Below are 20,116 nucleotides of genomic sequence, written 5' to 3' on the forward strand. Positions count from 1 at the left end.
CATAAGAGGCACTGTTTTGCTACCCATGCTCTGGAAGAAGGCATCGATCCGGTATTTATTCAACAAATGATGGGACATAAACATCTTAATACTACAGTAGCGTATCTTCACATGACCTCGAAAAGTCTTATTGGGGTTAAAAGTCCTCTTGATACTGGCTGCAACCAAAAACAATGAGTACCGTACAAGATGCGCTTCATCAGTTTCATTCCCAATTTACCAAGAGCTATCCTTTGTCTGCGCAGCAGGCCAAAGTCTATCGGGATATTCTGTGTTGCCGGACAGCACAGGTTAGGGGGGCATGCCTTTGTTTGCGAAGAATGCGGCCATTTGGCCATTTACTACAATTCTGCCGCAATCGCCACTGCCCCACCTGTCAAGGCCTCACAAAAGCCAGATGGATTGACAAACGCAGCCAGGATATTCTTCATGCTCCCTATTTTCACGTCGTATTTACTATGCCCCAAGAGCTTCAAATTCTGATCTATCACAACCAAGAACTACTCTACAATCTCATGTATAAGGCCGTTGCCCAAACACTCCTGGAACTTGCCGCCGATGACAACTATCTTGGAGCGCAAATCGGTTTTTTCTCTTTATTTCATACCTGGGCGCAAGATTTACACTACCATCCGCACATTCATACTGTCGTATTGGCGGGTGGACTTACTAAGAAAAACCAGTGGCGAAGCGCGAATAAAAAGTTTTTTATTCCTGTAAAAGTATTATCAAAAAAGTTTCGCGGCAAATTTCTGCACCATTTGAAGCAGTACTATCACCAAAATTTACTGGCGTTTTATGGCGACGCCCAGCAATATCAAAATCCCAAGCCCTTTCAAGCCTTGCTGGATCAGTGTTATCGAAAAAACTGGTACTCTTATACCAAACGGACATTTTCCGGACCGTTGGCAGTTGTCAAATACCTGGGAAGATATACCCATCGTATTGCCCTATTCAATAGCCGGATTGTCGCTATGGATGGAAATACCGTAACGATTACTGTAAAAGACCGAAAACACAATAACCAGACAAAAAAGCTAACCCTAACCGGCATTGAATTTCTCCGGCGCTTTTTCATGCATGTATTGCCCAAAGGGTTTGTCAAAATCAGATACTATGGCTTGCTCTCCAACCGCAACAAACAGACGAAGTTGGCTCTCTGCCGGAAATTAACCGGCAGTCCACTATACCAAGCAAAGTTTGAAGGACTTACTACAACAGAAATTCTCTCGATTCTTACTGGTAAAGATGTAACCCTTTGCCCTGTGTGCGCTAAAGGAAAGCTAAAACTAGTCTATTCGTTCTTTCAGGGTTCATCACCATAATGTGGAGAAAATTATATATTCGTAGCAAGACCCATTAGTGGGGAGGGGAAAAGTATGTCCAATTTGAGGAAATCCAGCAATGATACGTCCATATCAACAGCCAAACAGCAGCCAAATGAGCAACTTTTTTCAGAAAAAGATAAAAAAACCGAAAAGACGGTTGATTGAAAATCCATAGCCACCCAGCCAGCGATTTCCTTCTTCTGGGCAATCAAAAATTTTGCGCGTAGATAGTTTTGTCGCTCAACTGGCAGTCAGCTGCTGCTAGTTGAGCCTTTTTGCGCGCAAAACTTCCGATTGAACCCTTCACGAACCGTCCCCGAGAGTCTTTCTGGCAAGAAGGAAAACTCTCGATTTAAAGGAAACATCTGATGAAAATTTTATTTTTCCCACACAAGACCGAAGCACGTATAATATTTTTGCAATCAGCTATGGTGGAGATCCTACTAGATTTTAGGGTTCTTGCATAATAGCAGATTCGTAACATCACTTCTGTAAGAATCAACGCAAAACCACATGGCAATAAAAAACCACTTGATGTGCGATAAAAATAAAACATCAGGTGGTCGTGTCACTTGAAATCATTATAATTATTTTGACCCGCTTAGTGGCGTCAGTAATTCCGACAGCCCAGCCTTTTGGTGATATTGAAAGTTTTTGCGCTCCCTTTTTAGTTTCGAAACTTGGTTATATAATAACTAGTCGTAGAGGACAATAAAAGCCATCCTACTTTCTAACTAAGAGCTTTGCGTCCAACCGCTATTTCAAATTTTGGATTCTGGCAAAAATTTATTTATTCTAACTCGTAATTTTTCTACCATAATAATCAGCATCTGGCAATATTGCGCAATCTCCTCCATATAGTTTACAGTTTCACCGAATTCTTCAATTTGGTTATTTATTATCGGTTTGCTGAATTTAAACAGAACTTTGTAAATTAAAGAATCTATTTTTATTGCTACTTCTTGCGATTGTTCCGCAAACAAACGGATTTTTATTAGATTCCTGTACTCTTGATTCTTTAATTTTGATTCTATTAGGTAAGTTTGACTGGTAATATCTGCGATCTTCTTAACGATATTATCGTTTAACTTTGAGAAAGCCTTTAACTTATCAATGCTGACAGTAAAAGATGTGTTTGGTTCTATAGTGGTTGGATTCATTCTACTTTCGTTTAGACGGTTTATACCGTTGATCCTTATCTGTTTTTTCACACTTATCCACTTCCTAAAACAAAGCTCAAAGATCTTATAAGTTGAACTCTTTCTCGTTAGGACTGTCAATGCATAACGGCTAATCCGTTACCTCTTGGATGGTATTTTACCAACCATTCCACACATTTGATTTCTTGCCCAACCAGTAATACTAATAACTTATCAGTCAGACCTTGACTCTTGTCTCACTTTATCCGTACATTCATTTGTTTTCTAATTGCAGGAAAACACCCCAAATGGTAGCCAGTATTGATTGCACTTACTTGACCAGACATTGAGGTGTTTTACCTTTATTATCCATGAACAATACACTTGATAGAACAATTAGTTTGAATTAATCCATGATGCTACTTACCAGTAGCGGCGGCAACCATAGCCTTAACATTTTCAAATTTTGCATTTGGCGGTATCGTACAACCGGAAGCAAGAATAAATCCTTTGCCCATGTCCTTAATCAATTTGGTAGAATAATTATACACGTCGTCAGGAGTGCCAAGCGCTAACATAGCAGCAGGGACATCCCCCTTAATACACATATGGTCGCCGAGAACATCTCTCACTTTATAGATGTTGGTAGCGCCATCAGACTCAAAGATGCATTTATGTTTAGGTAAGGTTTTGAAAAATTTCAAATCCCGCTCCCAGTTACCGTCAATGTGAAGGTCTGCTATCGCACCTTCTTCAATAATTGCCTCGGCAGCTGCTTTTAGATACTTCCAGACAAAACGCTGCCAGATCTTCGGCGAATAAAATTCACTTGCTCCCCGAGCCGGCGACATAAAGACAACCATAGGTTTAATGGCTCGTATTTGCTGACGTAATTCTGCTAGATTTTCTTCAAGAATAACATCTAAAACAGCCTCAACCTTATCCGGCATTTTAAACATATCTCTCATGAATTTAGGAAACGACCGGCCGCCGCCCAAAAATTCATTTACCGTAGAGGATGCTTTGGGAGAATATACCACAATGCCGGCATCCTCAAAATCTTTAATAAATTGTGGGACATCCTTCAATTGTTCACGGATCGAATCAAGATCAAAGCCAACCCGACTTTTCAAATAATCCTCACTAAAAGCTTTCCAGCCTTTATTCAGAATGGTATCGTAATCTTCCACTGTCATCAATTCCTGCTCATCAAGCTGCCACGGAGTATCATCAGGAAGCTCACGCCCAGGCAATTTGACTTTCGAATAAAAGATTAATGGAAAAATTGTGGCGGTTGCATATGTACTGCCTGTTCCATCCACATCGCCTAAATCTTTAAATGAAGACAGAATTGCTTGATGGGAAGCTTTCATGTTTGAAACAAATTCTGACAACTTCATGCCTACATGTCTTGCAAACACAGCATCTCCCGCGATTATAACAGGAGTACGGTCCGTTTGCTCAAAAGCAATGGTCTTTTTCAATCTTTCTTTACGTTCCTGAAGTAATTCTTGTGGTGTCTTCATTATAATCTACTCCTCGCATATCAAATTCCGCCTAATTATATTTTCGTGAAATCATATTAACGTATAACCCCCACTAGCCTGAATCTTTGACACCCTGATCAGATTATCAAAGGCGGCATAATATTCTTGATATATTCGTTATATTGGATGTAAATTGCACCAAGAGGGGCCCCGATCGAGTCGGGGCCTGTTACACTAACTGATTAATTTTTCCAAGTTTTAATAGAAAAATTCAATCTTGGTCATATAGGTTTTTCCAAGATCATCAGAAGCCAATCCAGTCAGGTTTTTATTTTTGATTTTGAGATCTTGACCCTCAATTGTCCAGATTACATTTTTGCAGATTGTATTTTGAAAAGCTACAAAAAGACCTTTTATGTTATCCGTGCCTTTCATGATGGTGGAGTAGGGATCTGTAGCATAGCTAACGGCTTGGGCGTCAAATCCACCGGCACCGGAAGGGACTGCACCCGCGTCAATACTGCGATAGGCAACTGACCAACCGAAATCGCCCTTTTTCTTATAATCCACAAGATTTTTCACTGAGAAGAAGGCCGGAGGCTGATTGACTGCACTTGAAAGTTCGATTGCCCAGCCTTTAGGTGATGATGGGAGTCCTTTTGCATTGGTAAGACTTGTTGAAACATAGTCCCCAATAAGCATTAAGTTACCCACCTTGACATCAAAGCCAGCTGTCCAGCCTTTAGACTGATCAAAGGCACCAACATTAGTATTAAGTGATCCTTTTCCCTCTGCAGTGCTGGTACCCGGAACATCTGACCAGTAGTAACCAGTTTTCCAGCCAATTTTATCATTTAATTTTCCCGTTAATTGAGCGGTAGTAAGGGTTTTGGCATCACCGCTGTCCCCGGTACCCGTATTTTGATTAGCATTGCTCTTAACGTTGTTTACCGCGCCGGTAAACAATACTTTACCTATATTTTTATCAACGCGAATACCGTCAACGCCCACTGCTTTACCAAAAAGAGCATGGGTAAAGGAATCCAAGGGGAAACGGCCAATACGAACTTTATCAAAGCCGAGGGTATTCTTGGCAGTTACAGCAAATATATCAAAGGCAGCGTTACTTCCATCAGTTGCGTTGTTGTAATTTCCTGCTTTACCTGTTATCAAAAGTCGTGCTGTCCAGGAAACATCATCATTAATGGTTCCATTAAATTTAATACGTTGGCGGAAATCGAAGCGGTCTGAACCATGCATCTTTGTTCCGCCCGCCTTGGGGTCATTGCCCAGATAACGGAACCGGGTTTCACCGCTTACCCAAGTATTTGTCTTAGCTTCAACTTTTGCAACTCTAGCGCCCAACCGATTAAGTTCACCAGCAAATTCTGAGGACAGTTTATCAATTAGTTCCTTATTGCTTTCATCAGCTGCATCAAACTTGTCCATTGCTTTGGCAACGATAATTGCAAATTCATACCGACTCATGGTTCTGTCGCCTTTAAACGATTTGTCACTATAACCGTCTACAAGGCCCGCTTTTACTAATTTTCCTACTGCACCATAGGCCCAGTGATCAGTGGGGACATCACTAAAAGACGCCGTGGTAGCAGCGGCATGGACAGGATGATCAACAATGGGAAACCCAGCCATGGTAATAGACATTAGCGTCAAAGGAACGATTGCCATCCATTTTTTTAGTGTTTTTGCTTTCTGCATAAACTCTCTCTCCTCATTTTTATTTTTTATGTTACGTTGGCAATTTTTTCTAGTCCCACAGCAGTTGCCGTCAATTGCTGTATAGCCGCAGACATTTCTTCTGTTGCCGCTGCCTGCCGTTCTCCAAGTTCCGAGATCATTGAAATTGTCTGTACCTCTGATTGAGTAGCATTTTGTATAGTTTGTAATATCTGTTTGATATCTTTAACCGATTGAGAACTATTCAGCGCCATTTTGCGAATTTCATCGGCAACTACCGCAAAACCTCGGCCTTGTTCTCCAGCCCGAGCAGCTTCAATTGCAGCATTTAGGCCTAACAAGTTTGAATTATCAGCCACCTCACTAACAAACTGTAAAATATCATCTGTCTTTTCAATATGGCCCAATACCGTTTGACTAACGTCTTTTGCCTTATTTATATTCTCAGCTAGCTTAACAGCCGTCGAAGCCAGTTCTCCGGCGGTAGAACTGATCTGCTCAGCAGTAGCAGCAATTGACTTGGAAGCTGCATGAACTGAATCCTGTATTTTCATTGATATTCCAATGCCTATCGTCCCAGAAACAGTTCCGTCCTCTTCAATAATAGGAGCAACAGCTATCTTGAGTTTTACCCCATATAAATGTTCCGGAAGAACCGCACTCACTTTCTGCTTTAAAGAAACACATCTCTGAATAGTAGTTCCCTTGTCTAATATCATGTCTACTTGCAAACCAGTATCATAGGTCTTGGCAGGAATATAGCAAAGGATTTTTCCTTTGCTATCAGTTACAGTAGCGTGACAGTCGTAGGGAATCAAAGCACAGAATGTTTCAGCGGTGGCAGCAATAGACTCCAACTTTTTTATGGTTATTCTCCTCTTTCCTATTTACCGGTAGCGGCGGAAATCATAGCTTTTATATTCTCAACTTTCGCGTTGAGGGGAACACAGCAACCAACCGCAAGAATAAACCCTTTTGGCCCAAGATTCTTGACTAACTTACTACTATAGTCATATACTTTTTCGGGTGTTTCTAAGGTGAGCATGGCTGCAGGTATGTCACCCATCAGACACATATGATCGCCGAGAATTTCTTTTGCTTTGAACAAATCGGTATTACTGTCAGTAGCCAAAATACATTTACCCTTAGGTAGTTCCTTAAGATACTCTAACGACCGGTCCCAGTTGTTGTCCCAGTGTAACAGCGGGTAGGAACCCGCATTTATAACTGTTTCGACAATTTCTTTTATGTTCGGTAAGCAAAAACGCTCCCACATTTTCTTCGACATATATTCTGTTGCGGAGCGGGTGGCACCAATAAAGTACGCGAACGGTTTTGACTGAGCGATTGTAGTCTTGATTGTTTCCTTCATCTCTTCGGTCATTATCTTGATTACAGCTTCTACTTTATCAGGAACGCGATACATATCCGTAAATAGATTTGCCATTCCGCGCGCGTTGGAAAGGCGGTCAAACGGCGGCGCGGTTGTTGCCGGGCTGACCGGAACAATGCCAGCGTTGATGTAGTTTTCCGTTATTTGGGGCCAGTTGGCGGACCGGTGCCATAGGAAATCATCCCAAGACTGTTTCAACTCGTTCTGAAAAATTTGCTGTGCCCATACGTTAAAACCCTTTTCAATAATTACATCATAGTCTTCGGGTTTCATCGGATTAATTTCGTCAATTTGCCACTGTGCGTCAGCAGGCAGTTCTCTTCCGGGCAATTTCAATTTTGCCATAGACGCCATCCCTAACGCTCTGATAATAGGAACTAAATATTCAACTCCATCCACCTCCCCGAGCTGGGCAATAGATGCTATATTGGTACGACTAGCTGCTTCTAAATCATTAATATAATCAGCCAGTGGAACCCCCATATGGCGGGCGAAAAAAGAATCCGCGGCCAGTATCACCGGTACACGGTCAGGCGTACCCAATTCAATTGCGTTTTTTAGACGATTAAAATGTTTTAAGTATAGTTCGTTACTACTTTCCATGAAAAATCCTCCAGTTATTAATTAATTAAATTAAAATACCTTCTCCTATCCTCCAAACAAACTTATCACCGGACCATTTTTTATCAAAATGTAGCTGCTAAAGCATATTGAACCTAACCAGCTATTTTACTACCATTTTCGCTCGACCGAACCGAGGGCGCCACTGGCATTTTGGCAAAAATAATTGCTATGATTCCTATTACTACGATCGTCATAATAATATAAAACGCCGGGTTATAACTTTTAAATATGTCAAAAACTTTTCCACCAATTAATCCCGAACAACAGCCCACCAAGACCGACCCAGAGAAAAGAGTACCATTAATCTTAGGGTAATTTTTAGCCCCGAAGAAATTGGCAACAACGGTATTTTGGCAAACAAAGGTCCAACCGAAGGCTGCCCCATAGCAGATAGCTGCTATATAACCAAGAATTAGATTGTTGGGAGTTACTTGCATGGCTAAAATAGATCCGATAATATAACCGCAAAGGCCTGTAGCGAACGCATAGCGCGCTGCGATCTTATCCATTAGCCAACCGCCAATGATCCGGCCTGCAATCCCCCCCATGGTGAACATGCCCATAGCCAAAGCGGCATCTGCGGCACTAATACCCAGACCTCTCAGGTGTGGAATCCAATGGGCGGTAAAAAAATAGAACGGATATCCTTCAGCAATTGCAGCAATAAAAACTAACCAAAAGGCCAATGTCCGATAAGCTTCAGACGGAGTCCACGAGTATTTTGTAATTAATGGGCCATCAACTGAAGGTGAGACCGTCGAGTCAATAATCTTACCATCGGGAACTTGTCCCATATCTTCTGGTCGTTCTTTGACAAAAATAAAAGTAATAATAGCACCAAAGATCACGAGTCCCAAAATAATAAGCCACCCTTGGCGCCAATCACCGTCATTAGAAACCATGATCTTATTCATTAGCGGCGAAGCAATAAACCCCGCAAAGCCAGACGCGGTCATGGCAATTCCGATAGCCCGTCCCCTCATTCTGACAAACCAACGAGACAGAACCGTAGTAAGGGGAACGATAGTGCTGAAACCCATTCCAAGGCCTAAAATAGCACCGAATCCAACCACGTAATGCCACGGCGCCGATGTTACAAGTGCCATCCATACCGTTCCAATAACCAATAGAGCGCTGCCAAATAACATTGTCCACCTGACGCCATATTTAACTACTGAAGTACCAACAAGCACGGCGGGAACGCCAGTAAAAAAATTTACCAATGTAAATGCCAATCCATAGGTAGCCCGATCCATAACAATTTCCTTCATCATGTAAGTATGAATAACAACGCCGCCGTAAAGTACAAATCCCATATTCAATAAATAGATAAACCATAAGACCCCAACCAGATTCCAGCCATAAAACTTGCGCTCATCGCTCACTTTACCGACCTCCTTGTTAGTTGCTAGTTACCTATTATTGCTTTAATAACTATTGCGTTTTCCACCTCGATGTCAACATTAATCTCCTTTCTCTTGTAATGCTTAACACAGTACAATTGATAGCAAATCACCCCCCAGATTGCGCAATTTTCCTAAAATTTTGTTTTTATTGTATCTTGTTACAGCTTTGTTGGGAAACAGTCTTTGCTTTTAGGCTTAACAAGTAATACTTGTAATTAAGTTAATTGTTTTTCGAAAAGTCTGGATGTATAATATCGTTATAATATTCTGACCTTTTGACAAGGGGTGGTGGTATCTATGGACATACGGCAGCTTCGATATTTTATTGCCGCAGCGGAGCATCTTAATTTTACCGCGGCGGCCAAACATATCTATATAAGTCAGCAAGCGCTCAGTCAGCAGATTTTCGAGTTAGAAAGTGAATTAGGAGTAACTCTGTTTAATCGCGGTAATTCCCTATCCCTCACCGCCGCAGGGGAAGCTCTCGTACGCGAATCCAAGTCCATTGTTGCCAAGACTGAAAAGGCGATTAGAGTAACCCGTCAGGTAGCTTCCAAGATAACTGGCAGGCTAAAAATCGGCTATTTGGGCTTTGCCGAAAGATATTTTCTGCCAAGATTAATATACCAATTTCGACAAAAATATCCCTCTATCGAGTTATCCTGTCATCAGCTTAGCAATGGAGCCATTGAGGCCGCATTAGAACAAGCTGATATTGACATTGGCTTTATACAATTATGGGATAAAGCTACTATCCCCGGTATTTCATGGAAAAAGATATATGATGACAAGCTTTGTCTCGTAGTTCCATCCAACCACCCGTGGGCGCGTAAGAGCAACGTAGCTCATACTGAGCTATTTAAAGAAACTTTTGTATTCCATCCTAAAAACGCACCTAGGGCTTATGTCAACCTAATGCGTGTTTGTTCAAACCGTGGATTCCGTCCCTGTGTTAATCCAGTTTCCGATATTCTAACCGTATTAATGATGATAGAAGCGGGTTTTGGCATCTCCCTGCTTCCACGCCATATTCCATTAGGATATGCCAGTTCCTTATTAAAAGTTATTAACGTTGACGATGAGGACGCGACAGTTTATGTATCCATTGCATGGAATCATACTAATTCTAACCCTGGCATCTCCCTATTTCTTAAAGAACTAGAACCATTTCTCGATTCTAAGAAATCATTAAATCCCAATAACAAAGGACGAGGGAACGGTGGTTCCGTCCTATAAGACATTTCCTCCGTCCCCTCGTCTTCTCGAGAGCTGTTGATGATTAGCTTCACCCTGGATAATTTCTACAGTAAGTTACTTTAATGAACATGGCACCACTGTCATATAAAATATGTTTCCTAGCTTTATGTACTCTTGAGTTACTTCCATAACACGCCACAAGAGGCTTTCTCAAAATAGTTTTTCTAACTATAAGAGAAAGCCCCGTCTGCGTCTGTATAATATCCTTCTTACTTACCAGTAGCGGCAGATATCATAGCTTTTACGTTTTCCACCTTTGCGTTAAAAGGTAGATCACACCCAGTGGAAAGAATATAACCGGAAGGACCAATTTCTCTAATTAATTTTGTACTATACTCATACACCTCATCCTCTGTTCCAATTGTAAGCATAGCAGCTGGGACATCACCCATTATACACATATGGTCGCCTAAAATCTCTTTTACTTTAAAAATATTTGTAGAACCGTCAGGCGAAAAAATACATTTTCCTCTTGGAAGCTCTCGGAAAAATTCAAGATCTCGTTCCCAATTAGAATCTAAATGCAATACAGGAATAACCCCTTCCGCAACTACAGCCTCAACAACCTGTTTAAAATATGGCCACACGAAGCGACGCCAAATTTTCGGAGATAAAAATTCACTGGCCGCTCGCCAACCGCCAACCCAAACGGCCACCGGCTGTGAGGTTGACAGACGCGTCTTTATTGAATTAAGTATCTCAGGCATAGCAGTTTCCATAGCGGCTTGTACCTTATCAGGAATCTTATATAAATCCTTGTTAAACTTAGTTAAGGTACGGCCACCACAGAACATTTCATACGGGATTGTGAAGGCGCCAGATTGCATAACAACAAGGCCGGACTCACGAAAATTCTTAACTGCCGTGGGATAAAACGGAGCATTCTGTTTTAACTGAGCACCCAAATCATCCAACCTATTTTTATAGTAGTCTGCGAGAAAATAACTAAAGCCTTTATTAATTATTATGTCATAGTCCTCAACTGTCATAAGTTCAACCTCATCTGTTTGCCAAAGAGTGTTTTCCGGCAATTCGCGACCAGGGAGCTTAAATCTTGATAACCACAAACTTCCCAATGAAGAAATATGGAAAAGTGACTCCTGCACACCATCAAGTTCGCCTAATGAAGTAAATGATTCTAACATGGTTTTATGAGATAACTCGGCATTAACGGCAAATTCGGATGTTTTAACTCCCAAGTGATAGGCTGCAAAAGCAATACCCGCTGGAACAACAGGGACGCGATCTGGCGTTTCAAGTGCTACCGCCTTTTTTATACGGTTTAATCGTTCATTATATAATTCTTGGGTCGTTTTCATAATATTATTTCTCCCTTCGTAGTTATGGTTATTTAAATCCTATATTTTTGACGCTGGATGTTGATCCTGATTTTCACCTTCCTTTCGCGTTTGGTCATAATATGACGACAATTCGCTTAATTGTATTAATTTTTCTACAATTCATTTTAACTCGATAGTAGCTTTATAGCAAAACAGGAATAAATTTTAGCATCACAAGTATTACTTGTAGGTTAATTGTTTTCTGAAAAATCAGGATGTATAATAAACACAAAAAGTTGTGTTTTTTTTGGGGGGAGCCATGGATATACGGCAACTTCGATATTTTATAGCCGCAGCAGAATATGTTAATTTTACCGCGGCAGCTAAACATATCTATATAAGTCAGCAGGCGCTTAGTCAACAAATCTCCGAGCTTGAAAGTGACTTAGGGGTAATTCTATTTAATCGCAAAAGAAATTCCATATCTCTTACTGCGGCAGGAGAAGCGTTATTACATGAAGCCAAGGCCATTGTGTCCCAGACTGAAGAAGCAATAAAATTAACCCGTCAGATAGCTTCCGGAATATCCGGAAAACTGAAAGTTGGTTATTTAGGTTTTGCTGAAAGGTACTTTCTACCAAAATTGTTATATCAATTTCGGCAAAAATACCCTTCTATCCAATTATCATGCAAACAACTTTCACATGGAGCTATTGACGATACGTTAGAACATGCTGAAATTGATATTGGATTTATACAAGTATGGGAAACAACAAAGCTTACCAATATCTGCTGGCATAAATTATACGCCGATGAGCTTTGTCTTATAGTTCCAGCCAATCATCCATGGGCAGGTAGAACCGACATAACTCGCGCCGAATTATCTAAAGAAGATTTTATATTTCACCCCCAAAATGCGCCTAGGGCTTATACTAATCTAAAACGTGTTTGTTCAAACCGTGGATTCAGCCCTAGTGTAGATCCAGTTTCTGATATTATGACCGTCTTAATGATGGTAGAAGCTGGTTTCGGTATCTCCTTATTGCCTCGCCATATTCCTTTGGGCTATGCCAGTCCAACATTAAATATCCTCACTGTCGTCGGAGATGATATATCTGTTGATGTAGCAGTCGCGTGGAATCGTAATAATGATAATCCCAGCATCTCTCTATTTCTTAAGGTAATGGAATCCTTTCTCGCTTCAACGCATTCGTTAAATCCAATAGTGTTTCAAAAGCTGCTCTTTGATACGCAGAGGACAGGGACGGTGGTTCCGTCCTCTAAAGACATTTCCTCCGTCCCCTCGTCTTAAAGACCTCTATAATTTGATTGTAGAGGTGAAACCATTTATGGAATCCAGCAATGACGAACGTTATCGCCAGATTGCTAAAAGAATTGTCTATTATCGCATCCGTAAGGTCTTTCCCTGGAAGAATTAGTAGATAAAATTGGTAGCAGTAAGAGTTATTTATCTAAGATAGAAGCACCTAATTCGGACTAAGACTTTTTCTCTGGAATGTGTTTTATTTGCTATTGTTGACGGATTAGAAGTTGATGTGGTTCAGTTTTTTATGCCAATTAAAGAAAATAAATAACAGCGATATCTCATATGTTTGCTGAGATGTCGCTGTTATTTTTGTACATATTCCTAAATGAAACTATGGAGTCTTTACCTTAGAATTAAATCAATATTTGTATTTTCTGTTATTAACTAAATGTTTTTATTTTGATATATAATTTTGCAGCCTTGCATACTAATATTCATTTCCATAGCTTCGTTCATTTCCTCAAGGCCATAACGATGTGATATTAGTTCTTCTACAGGAATTCCACGAAGCTGAGCCTCTTTTAAGAACTCGCAGGCCTGAATCCAATCACATGCTTGATATGTCCACGAGCCAACAACCTTAATTTCCTTATTACAAATATCTAAATGTGGATTATATGTTGCATCTCCGTTATTTACGAAGAATCCTAATTCGCATAAAGCTCCACCCCGCCGCACGTAATTCCAAACCATGGAAGCAGCTTTGGGTGAACCAGTACATTGAAATGCCATTTCCGCACCCAAACCATTAGTAAGTACTTTTACATCAGCTACAGGATCCTGTGTTTTAGTGACATTAACAATTGCAGATGCCCCTAATTTTTTTGCAATATCCAGTCTCTTTTGGTCCGTATCGACTGCAATAATATTTCTCACACCCATTGTACGAACTAAAGTTAGTAGCAGTAATCCGATAGGACCGCAGCCTTGCACTAATACACAAGAATCATGCTTGAAATTAAAAATTTCTTTTGCTTTTTCTACTGCATGTACAATAACAGCTGCAGGTTCTATAAGAATTCTTAAATCCAGATCCATATCACTTACATTGAATACAACGCCACCCGGATTAATTTTGATATATTCACCGAACCAACCATTAAAATAGGCACTTTCGCCAGGAATTAATCCAAATATTTCTCCGCCTTCACATAAGTGAATTTTCTCAGGATGCTTAGTGCAAGTATCACATTTTCCACAGGGACGAAGTCCGGTTACAATCTTATCACCCACGGCCAATGGTTTGCCATAATAATCTTTGGTTACATTCTTGCCAAGTTTAACTATTATTCCTGTACCTTCATGTCCTAATTGAACAGGAATAAAACCAAAAGGATCTCCCTTAAATTCATGAACGTCTGTACCACAAATTCCGCAACCTTCAACGTGTACTAAAATTTCATCATCGTTAATTTCTGGAACCGGAAGCTCTTTTACTTCCATGTTTCGAACACCTGTCAAAGCTGAAATTTTGGCTATTTTCGGAATTTTGAAATCATTCATCCTAAATACCTCCCCGCTTTTGTTTCTATGAAAAATTTCGTCTACACACAATTATAGGAATATTTGGTATTTAGAACAAGTTTCACTTACATTCATCTGTCACGTATCTTTACAATTCTATTTTTTTGTCACTTATTAATAACTCTTACCAATTGTAACAAGAAACAAAATGATATCTTCATGTTGTATGTCTGTATCTGGATAAGTCACTTAAATATTCGTGCAGACGCAGTGGCATAGCATCTACTAGAATCCGTGCCATTGTCGCGGGAGAAATTCTCATACCTTTTCTTACCCAGTCAGCCGTCATATCCATAGAACTTCGACAGTAAAATTCCAATAATAAACCAATTTCCTCCGTTAATGGCCTCTTCGACATGGCAACCTCTTTATAGAATTCGTAAATACAGCAGTAATCATAATGAAACAAATTATTAAGATCCGAGGAGGTAAAGGCTGACATAAAAAAATATTTATCTTCTTGCATGAACTCAAATTTTTTTATGAGACCTTCTTCCAGTGATAGACTAAGCCCCATCTGTTTAATGGTTTTTTGTATAATTTTATCAAAATACCAGTTAACTAAATCGTATTTATCTTTAAAGTTCCGGTAAAATGTTTGGCGAGTCGTACCACAATTTTCGACAATTTCCCTAACAGTAATCTTATCCAGAGGAACATTCTCCATTAGCTCTTTAATGGAATTTGCCAATGTATATTTCGTTCGTTCGGAAAAATTCATATACATGCCCCTCCTTATTGAATTATGATCATTTATTTGTTAATTAACTGAAACTCATACAGTATCGTTATATTCTTTTTTTCCGCAATGTCCCGTATATCCGGCGGCAAGGCTTTATCACTAATTATCACATCAATATCATCAAAGTAAGCACTAATATTAAAATACGTTACATTAAATTTACTACTGTCCACTAGTAAAACTAAACAACCTGTATTATGAGCAAATTCTCTTTTAAGAGCTGCTTCCCCTTCATTTGAATCAGTAGCCCCTTTCGTACTCAATCCCCGACATGAAATAAAAGTTATGTCACTATAGTGCATTTTTATATTTTGATTAGCTTCTGGGCCATAAATATTAAAATACGACTTATTTATATTCCCACCAATTAAATAAACTTCTACATTGTTTAACTCGCAAAGTTTAGTTGCAGTATGAATGCCATTCGTAAGAATAGTCAAGTTAGCAAACTTTTTTAGTTTATTAATAATCCGGTAAGTTGTTGTGCTGGAATCTAAAAATAACTTCTGGTTATCTTTTATTAAAGTAACGGCAATAGATGCAATCACTTCTTTTTGTTCTAAATTTATCCGATTTGTGTAATCATAAGGTAAATCCTTTGGCTCTTTGATGATAATTGCACCACCTGTCACTCTGCGAATTAGACCTTTTTTTTCCATTTCGGCTAAGTCTCTTCTAATGGTAGCAGAACTTACAAATAACTCTCGACTTAAAGCTTGCGTTTTTAAAAATTTTTTACCTTTTAGCAAATTAAGTATCGCTTCTTGCCGTTCATAAGGGATCATACTGCAACTCCTCTATGTTCATTTTTGATTAAAAATGAACATTTTTTTGTAGTTTTATGATTAATTATCAACATTATAACCATCCATTGAAGTAAAGTCTATATCTTTTATAATGAGAAATGTAACACACAAAAAATGGGAGGGGATACAATGGCATTAATGGGTATTGATGTAGGGACAACCGGAGTTAAGTGTACGATTACCGATAATTGTGGTAACTATTTATCAGATTCGTATGCAGAATACCATACTTTTTCACCAGTACAAGGCTACTTTGAGCTAAATCCAAATGACGTGTGGGATAGTACAAAAAAAGTTATCAAATTGGCAGCCAGTAAGGTAACTGAAAAAATTCTTGGTGTTAGTGTCTCATCTTTTGGCGAATCTTTTGTCCCTATTGACAAAAATGGTAATGTTTTAATGAACAGCATGGTCTATACAGATATTAGAGGTGTCGGGGAAATTAAAGATTTACTGCTGTCTATTTCCGAACAGGAAATAATGGAACGCACAGGACTTAAGGCAAGCAGCACATATTCTTTGCCCAAAATTATGTGGATAAAAAAGAATAAGCCAGAAATATTCAACGATATATGGAAAATACTTTTGTATGGCAGTTATATTTTGTATCGTTTAGGTAATATTTGCACCATCGACTATACGCTTGCCGCCCGGACAATGTCGCTAAATGTTGAAAAGAAAAAATGGGATGAGAAAATCCTGGCCGCTGCCGGACTTACAGAAAGCATTTTTCCTGATGTATATCCTATGGGTACTATTGTCGGAACCATTAATAAAGAATTAGCGTTAGAATTAGGCCTTCCGCAAGACATGCCATTAGTCACGGGAGCGCATGATCAGATATGTGCGGCTATAGGCTCAGGAACCTATAAAATAGGTGAGGCAATGGATGGTATGGGCTCCGTAGATTGTATTGCACCAATATTCTCTGTCAGTGTGAATACCGAGAAACTTGCGGAAAACAATTATGCGATGGTGCCCTATATTGATGATAAGTTTACCACATATGCTTATATTTACGATGGGGGAACGTTACTTAAATGGTACCGGGATACTTTTGGACAGGAAGAAAGTAGATTAGCCGCTGAAACCAATAGCAGTGTATATGATATTTTTAATAGCTACGCGGCAAAAGAACCCACTGAAATATTGGTCTTGCCACATTTTAGCGGATCCGCCTTACCTTATATGGATCCCTTCTCCAAAGGAGCAATGATTGGCTTAGATAGTAATACAAATAAAGCGAAAATTTTCAGAGCCTTGTTAGAGGGGATTGCCTATGAGCTGAAAATAAACATCGAAAAAATGGAGGAAAACGGAATCCACATAGACTCTTTAAGAGCTTGCGGCGGAGGTTCAAGGTCGGATATTTGGCTACAAATCAAAGCTGATATTTTCAACAAGGAGATAAAAGCAGTAAAAATAAAGGAAGCGGGAACATTAGGGGTCATTATTATGACCGGATTTGCAGTAGGGCTATTTCCGTCGTTTGAGGAAGCTATGAATAGTCTGGTAAAGATAGAAAAAATATTTGCGCCAAACCCCAAAAATGTTGATATTTACAATAAAAACTATAACAAGTATAAAGGGCTATACGCGTCACAGAAAAAACTGCTTGAAACTGATTAGAGAGGACGATTTATATGACTGTAGTTAACATGAAAAATTTACTGAATCATGCAAGTGTTGAAAAATATGGGATAGGCGCTTTTAATGTAACTGACTTAGACATGGTTAGAGGGGTAATTGCGGCTGCCGAAACGGAAAATTCACCTGTAATTTTACAATTCGCCGAAGTACATAAAAATTACGCCCCCTTAGAAGTACTCGCACCTATTATGGTTGATGCAGCAAGAAATGCCAAAGTGCCTGTGGTTGTTCATTTGGACCATGCAGAAACATTCGATACAATTTTGCAGGCAATGCATGTAGGCTTTTCATCTGTTATGATTGATGCATCCAAAATGGCCTATGAGGATAATATCGCAACAACAAGGGAAATTGTAAAAATTGCGCACGCTTTGAATGTTTCTGTTGAAGCTGAACTTGGAACAATGAACCGCGAAGGTGGCGGAACAAACGATTTCTATGACACCCTGGAAAGCACGTTTACTGATCCTAAAATCGCAAAAGATTTCGTAACGAAAACAGGAATAGATGCATTAGCTGTAGCTTTCGGAACCGTTCATGGTGTATATACAAAAAAACCCCATTTGGACTTTAAACGTCTGGCTGAAATCAATAACGAAGTAGATGTACCACTAGTCATGCATGGCGGATCGGGATTGAGTGATTTTGAGTATCAAGAGGCCATTAGAAATGGCGTCCGCAAAATTAACTATTATTCCACACTGGCCTACAATGTCGCCAATAGTGTCAAAGAAAAATTGAATAAAGAAACAAAACAAATATTTATTTCTGATGTTTCCCTGTGGGTTATTGATCTAATTAAAGAAGATGTACGTTCAAAAATGCGAGTTTTCCAATCTTCAGGTAAAGCATAACCAACTTAATGGGAGGAAATACAATGAAATTTTTAAGTGATTTATTAGGGCAACCAGCAATTATTGCAGGGTTGGTAGTACTTCTCGGATTAATCGCCTTAAAAAGACCTATAACAGAAATAATCAGAGGAACAATCAGAGCGATACTCGGTTTTGTAATTCTATTGGCAGGTACAACATTGATTGTTGGCGCGCTCTCAAATTTTGGCAAGCTTTTCGAAAGCGCCTTCAGCATGCAGGGAATTATACCTAGCAATGAGGCCGCAATATCCGTTATCATAGCAAAATATGGTTCAGTGGCAACTTTCATTTTTGTGGCAGGCTTAATATTGAATGTTATCTTGGCTAGATTAACAAAATACAAGTACATTTTTTTGGCCAGTGATCATGCATTCTACATGGCTTGTGCAATTACGCCCGTAATGATTTTAGCAGGATTTAACACCATTGAGTCAATTATTTTCGGCTCTCTCTTATTGGGTGTAATTCTTTGTATTATGCCAGCGCTTGCCCATCCAACTATGAAATTAATAACGGGTAAAGATAATGAAAGTTTCGCTCATTTTGGCACATTGGGATATTGGCTTTCGGCGCAAATTGGAAAATCGTTTGGAAAAAATTCAAAATCAATCGAAGAAATAGAATTTCCAAAATCATTAGCCTTTTTACAGGATAGCAATGTCTCGGTATCTCTCGTAATGACCCTTCTCTTTTTTATAGTAACAATAATTTCCGGTCCAAATGTAATAGCAAAATTGACAGATATGAATCCTTATGTTTGGGCATTTCTGCAAGCAATTGAATTTGCTGCCGGTATTGTAGTATTGCTTGCAGGCGTAAATATGCTGCTCGAAGAAATCACGCCGGCATTCAAAGGATTTAGCAGCCGAATTGTTCCGAATGCTATTCCTGCATATCCCTTTGCCATTTTATTCAAAGGAACATCGAACGCTCTATTAGCCGGTTTTTTAAGCAGCCTTTTAGGTGGTATTCTAGGTATGCTAATTCAAATTCTAATTGGGACAATTGTTATACTTCCCGGTATTGTGTTCCACTTCTTTTGCGGAGGACTTAGTGCTATCTTTGGAAATGCAACAGGCGGACGTAAAGGAGCCCTTCTTGGCCCTTTTATAAACGGTATTTTTATGACATTCCTGCCAATATTATTTATTAATTTATTTACGAAATTTGGCTTCGTAACAACAACATTCTCAGACAGTGATTTTCTTTTTGTGGATACTATATTAGGCAGTATTATATCTTCAACAAATAAAGTTGTATTTATGGTAGTAATAGTAATTATTTTTATCTTGCCATTCGTAATGACTTTAATTACGAAAAACAATGAATCTCAGTATACCAAAAATTGTAATTAAATAATCACTGTAATCATTTAAAAATTAGCCTACAAACTTTTTTGAGTTCTGGGGGAAAAATTCTACAAAGTCAAAGTTACGCCTATCTTTAGTGGAAAATTAAGCTATCTTCTAATTATATTAAAGAACTCAACCTCAGAAAGGACAGATTGAATTTCTTCAACCTGCCCTTTCTCCTTTCTGGTCATACGCATAATTTCAATTTCACAAATTGCTTTTTAGCGG

Annotated in this window: 17 protein-coding genes; 7 read left to right on the forward strand and 10 right to left on the reverse strand. The window is 39.2% G+C overall.

Annotated elements, in window-relative coordinates; translation table 11 throughout:
* Both BLR65_RS31875 and BLR65_RS22585 read left to right on the forward strand, forming a co-directional pair.
* On the forward strand, positions 1 to 177 hold a 177-nt coding region (locus BLR65_RS31875; RefSeq protein WP_176772793.1), incomplete at its 5' end, for a tyrosine-type recombinase/integrase.
* The gene (locus BLR65_RS22585) at positions 174 to 1,325 is read left to right on the forward strand and encodes an IS91 family transposase (protein WP_211285201.1); all 1,152 of its coding nucleotides are present in this window, start codon (positions 174 to 176) and stop codon (positions 1,323 to 1,325) included. The genes BLR65_RS31875 and BLR65_RS22585, both read left to right, overlap by 4 nt.
* A 764-nt stretch (positions 1,326 to 2,089) precedes the next feature.
* Here the strand turns inward: BLR65_RS22585 and BLR65_RS22590 are convergent.
* The 6 genes from BLR65_RS22590 to BLR65_RS22615 all read right to left on the reverse strand — a co-directional run bounded on the left by BLR65_RS22590 (position 2,090) and on the right by BLR65_RS22615 (position 9,054).
* A complete protein-coding gene (locus tag BLR65_RS22590) occupies positions 2,090 to 2,539 on the reverse strand; it encodes a hypothetical protein (RefSeq protein ID WP_093796434.1) in 450 nt (149 codons plus the stop codon).
* 347 nt (positions 2,540 to 2,886) lie between these two features.
* Positions 2,887 to 3,993, reverse strand: coding sequence for a uroporphyrinogen decarboxylase family protein (locus tag BLR65_RS22595; protein ID WP_093796435.1), 1,107 nt, complete (start codon positions 3,991 to 3,993; stop codon positions 2,887 to 2,889).
* A 219-nt stretch (positions 3,994 to 4,212) separates the two neighbouring features.
* The gene (locus tag BLR65_RS22600; protein WP_093796436.1) at positions 4,213 to 5,673 is read right to left on the reverse strand and encodes an S-layer homology domain-containing protein; all 1,461 of its coding nucleotides are present in this window, start codon (positions 5,671 to 5,673) and stop codon (positions 4,213 to 4,215) included.
* Positions 5,674 to 5,699: 26 nt separating this feature from the next.
* Positions 5,700 to 6,371 (reverse strand): methyl-accepting chemotaxis protein, encoded by a 672-nt coding sequence (locus BLR65_RS22605; RefSeq protein WP_425441022.1) that lies wholly within the window; start codon positions 6,369 to 6,371, stop codon positions 5,700 to 5,702.
* 164 nt (positions 6,372 to 6,535) lie between these two features.
* Positions 6,536 to 7,648, reverse strand: a complete 1,113-nt coding sequence (locus tag BLR65_RS22610) for a uroporphyrinogen decarboxylase family protein (RefSeq protein WP_093796438.1) — start codon at positions 7,646 to 7,648, stop codon at positions 6,536 to 6,538.
* A gap of 113 nt (positions 7,649 to 7,761) precedes the next feature.
* A complete protein-coding gene (locus tag BLR65_RS22615) occupies positions 7,762 to 9,054 on the reverse strand; it encodes an MFS transporter (protein WP_093796439.1) in 1,293 nt (430 codons plus the stop codon).
* Positions 9,055 to 9,372: 318 nt separating this feature from the next.
* Here BLR65_RS22615 and BLR65_RS22620 point away from each other — a divergent pair, with 318 nt between their 5' ends.
* Positions 9,373 to 10,311, forward strand: a complete 939-nt coding sequence (locus BLR65_RS22620; RefSeq protein ID WP_093796440.1) for a LysR family transcriptional regulator — start codon at positions 9,373 to 9,375, stop codon at positions 10,309 to 10,311.
* A 230-nt stretch (positions 10,312 to 10,541) separates the two neighbouring features.
* On the opposite strand, the gene BLR65_RS22625 is transcribed toward BLR65_RS22620, so the two are convergent.
* The gene (locus BLR65_RS22625) at positions 10,542 to 11,651 is read right to left on the reverse strand and encodes a uroporphyrinogen decarboxylase family protein (protein ID WP_093796441.1); all 1,110 of its coding nucleotides are present in this window, start codon (positions 11,649 to 11,651) and stop codon (positions 10,542 to 10,544) included.
* Positions 11,652 to 11,931: 280 nt separating this feature from the next.
* Between BLR65_RS22625 and BLR65_RS22630 the strand changes: the two genes are divergently transcribed.
* Positions 11,932 to 12,924 (forward strand): LysR family transcriptional regulator, encoded by a 993-nt coding sequence (locus BLR65_RS22630; RefSeq protein ID WP_093796442.1) that lies wholly within the window; start codon positions 11,932 to 11,934, stop codon positions 12,922 to 12,924.
* 399 nt (positions 12,925 to 13,323) lie between these two features.
* Here BLR65_RS22630 and BLR65_RS22640 read toward each other — a convergent pair whose 3' ends face one another.
* The 3 genes from BLR65_RS22640 to BLR65_RS22650 form a co-directional block, all read right to left on the reverse strand.
* Positions 13,324 to 14,442, reverse strand: a complete 1,119-nt coding sequence (locus tag BLR65_RS22640; RefSeq protein WP_093796443.1) for a zinc-dependent alcohol dehydrogenase — start codon at positions 14,440 to 14,442, stop codon at positions 13,324 to 13,326.
* Between the two features lie 178 nt (positions 14,443 to 14,620).
* The gene (locus BLR65_RS22645; RefSeq protein ID WP_093796444.1) at positions 14,621 to 15,184 is read right to left on the reverse strand and encodes a TetR/AcrR family transcriptional regulator C-terminal domain-containing protein; all 564 of its coding nucleotides are present in this window, start codon (positions 15,182 to 15,184) and stop codon (positions 14,621 to 14,623) included.
* A gap of 32 nt (positions 15,185 to 15,216) precedes the next feature.
* Positions 15,217 to 15,990: a DeoR/GlpR family DNA-binding transcription regulator gene (locus BLR65_RS22650; protein WP_093796445.1), complete on the reverse strand. Its 774-nt coding sequence runs from the start codon at positions 15,988 to 15,990 to the stop codon at positions 15,217 to 15,219.
* Positions 15,991 to 16,140: 150 nt separating this feature from the next.
* On the opposite strand from BLR65_RS22650, the gene BLR65_RS22655 reads away from it, so the two are divergent.
* The 3 genes from BLR65_RS22655 to BLR65_RS22665 are packed head-to-tail and all read left to right on the forward strand — an operon-like array spanning position 16,141 to position 19,891.
* On the forward strand, positions 16,141 to 17,640 hold the full coding sequence (locus BLR65_RS22655; protein WP_093796446.1) for an FGGY-family carbohydrate kinase: 1,500 nt from the start codon (positions 16,141 to 16,143) through the stop codon (positions 17,638 to 17,640).
* Between the two features lie 14 nt (positions 17,641 to 17,654).
* Entirely contained in the window at positions 17,655 to 18,515 is an 861-nt protein-coding gene (locus BLR65_RS22660) for a class II fructose-bisphosphate aldolase (protein ID WP_093796447.1), read from the forward strand.
* A gap of 23 nt (positions 18,516 to 18,538) precedes the next feature.
* Positions 18,539 to 19,891, forward strand: coding sequence for a PTS ascorbate transporter subunit IIC (locus tag BLR65_RS22665; protein ID WP_093796448.1), 1,353 nt, complete (start codon positions 18,539 to 18,541; stop codon positions 19,889 to 19,891).
* The last annotated feature ends 225 nt before the right edge of the window (positions 19,892 to 20,116 follow it).

The sequence above is a fragment of the Sporomusa acidovorans genome, from assembly GCF_900101845.1.
GTDB lineage: Bacteria > Bacillota > Negativicutes > Sporomusales > Sporomusaceae > Sporomusa > Sporomusa acidovorans.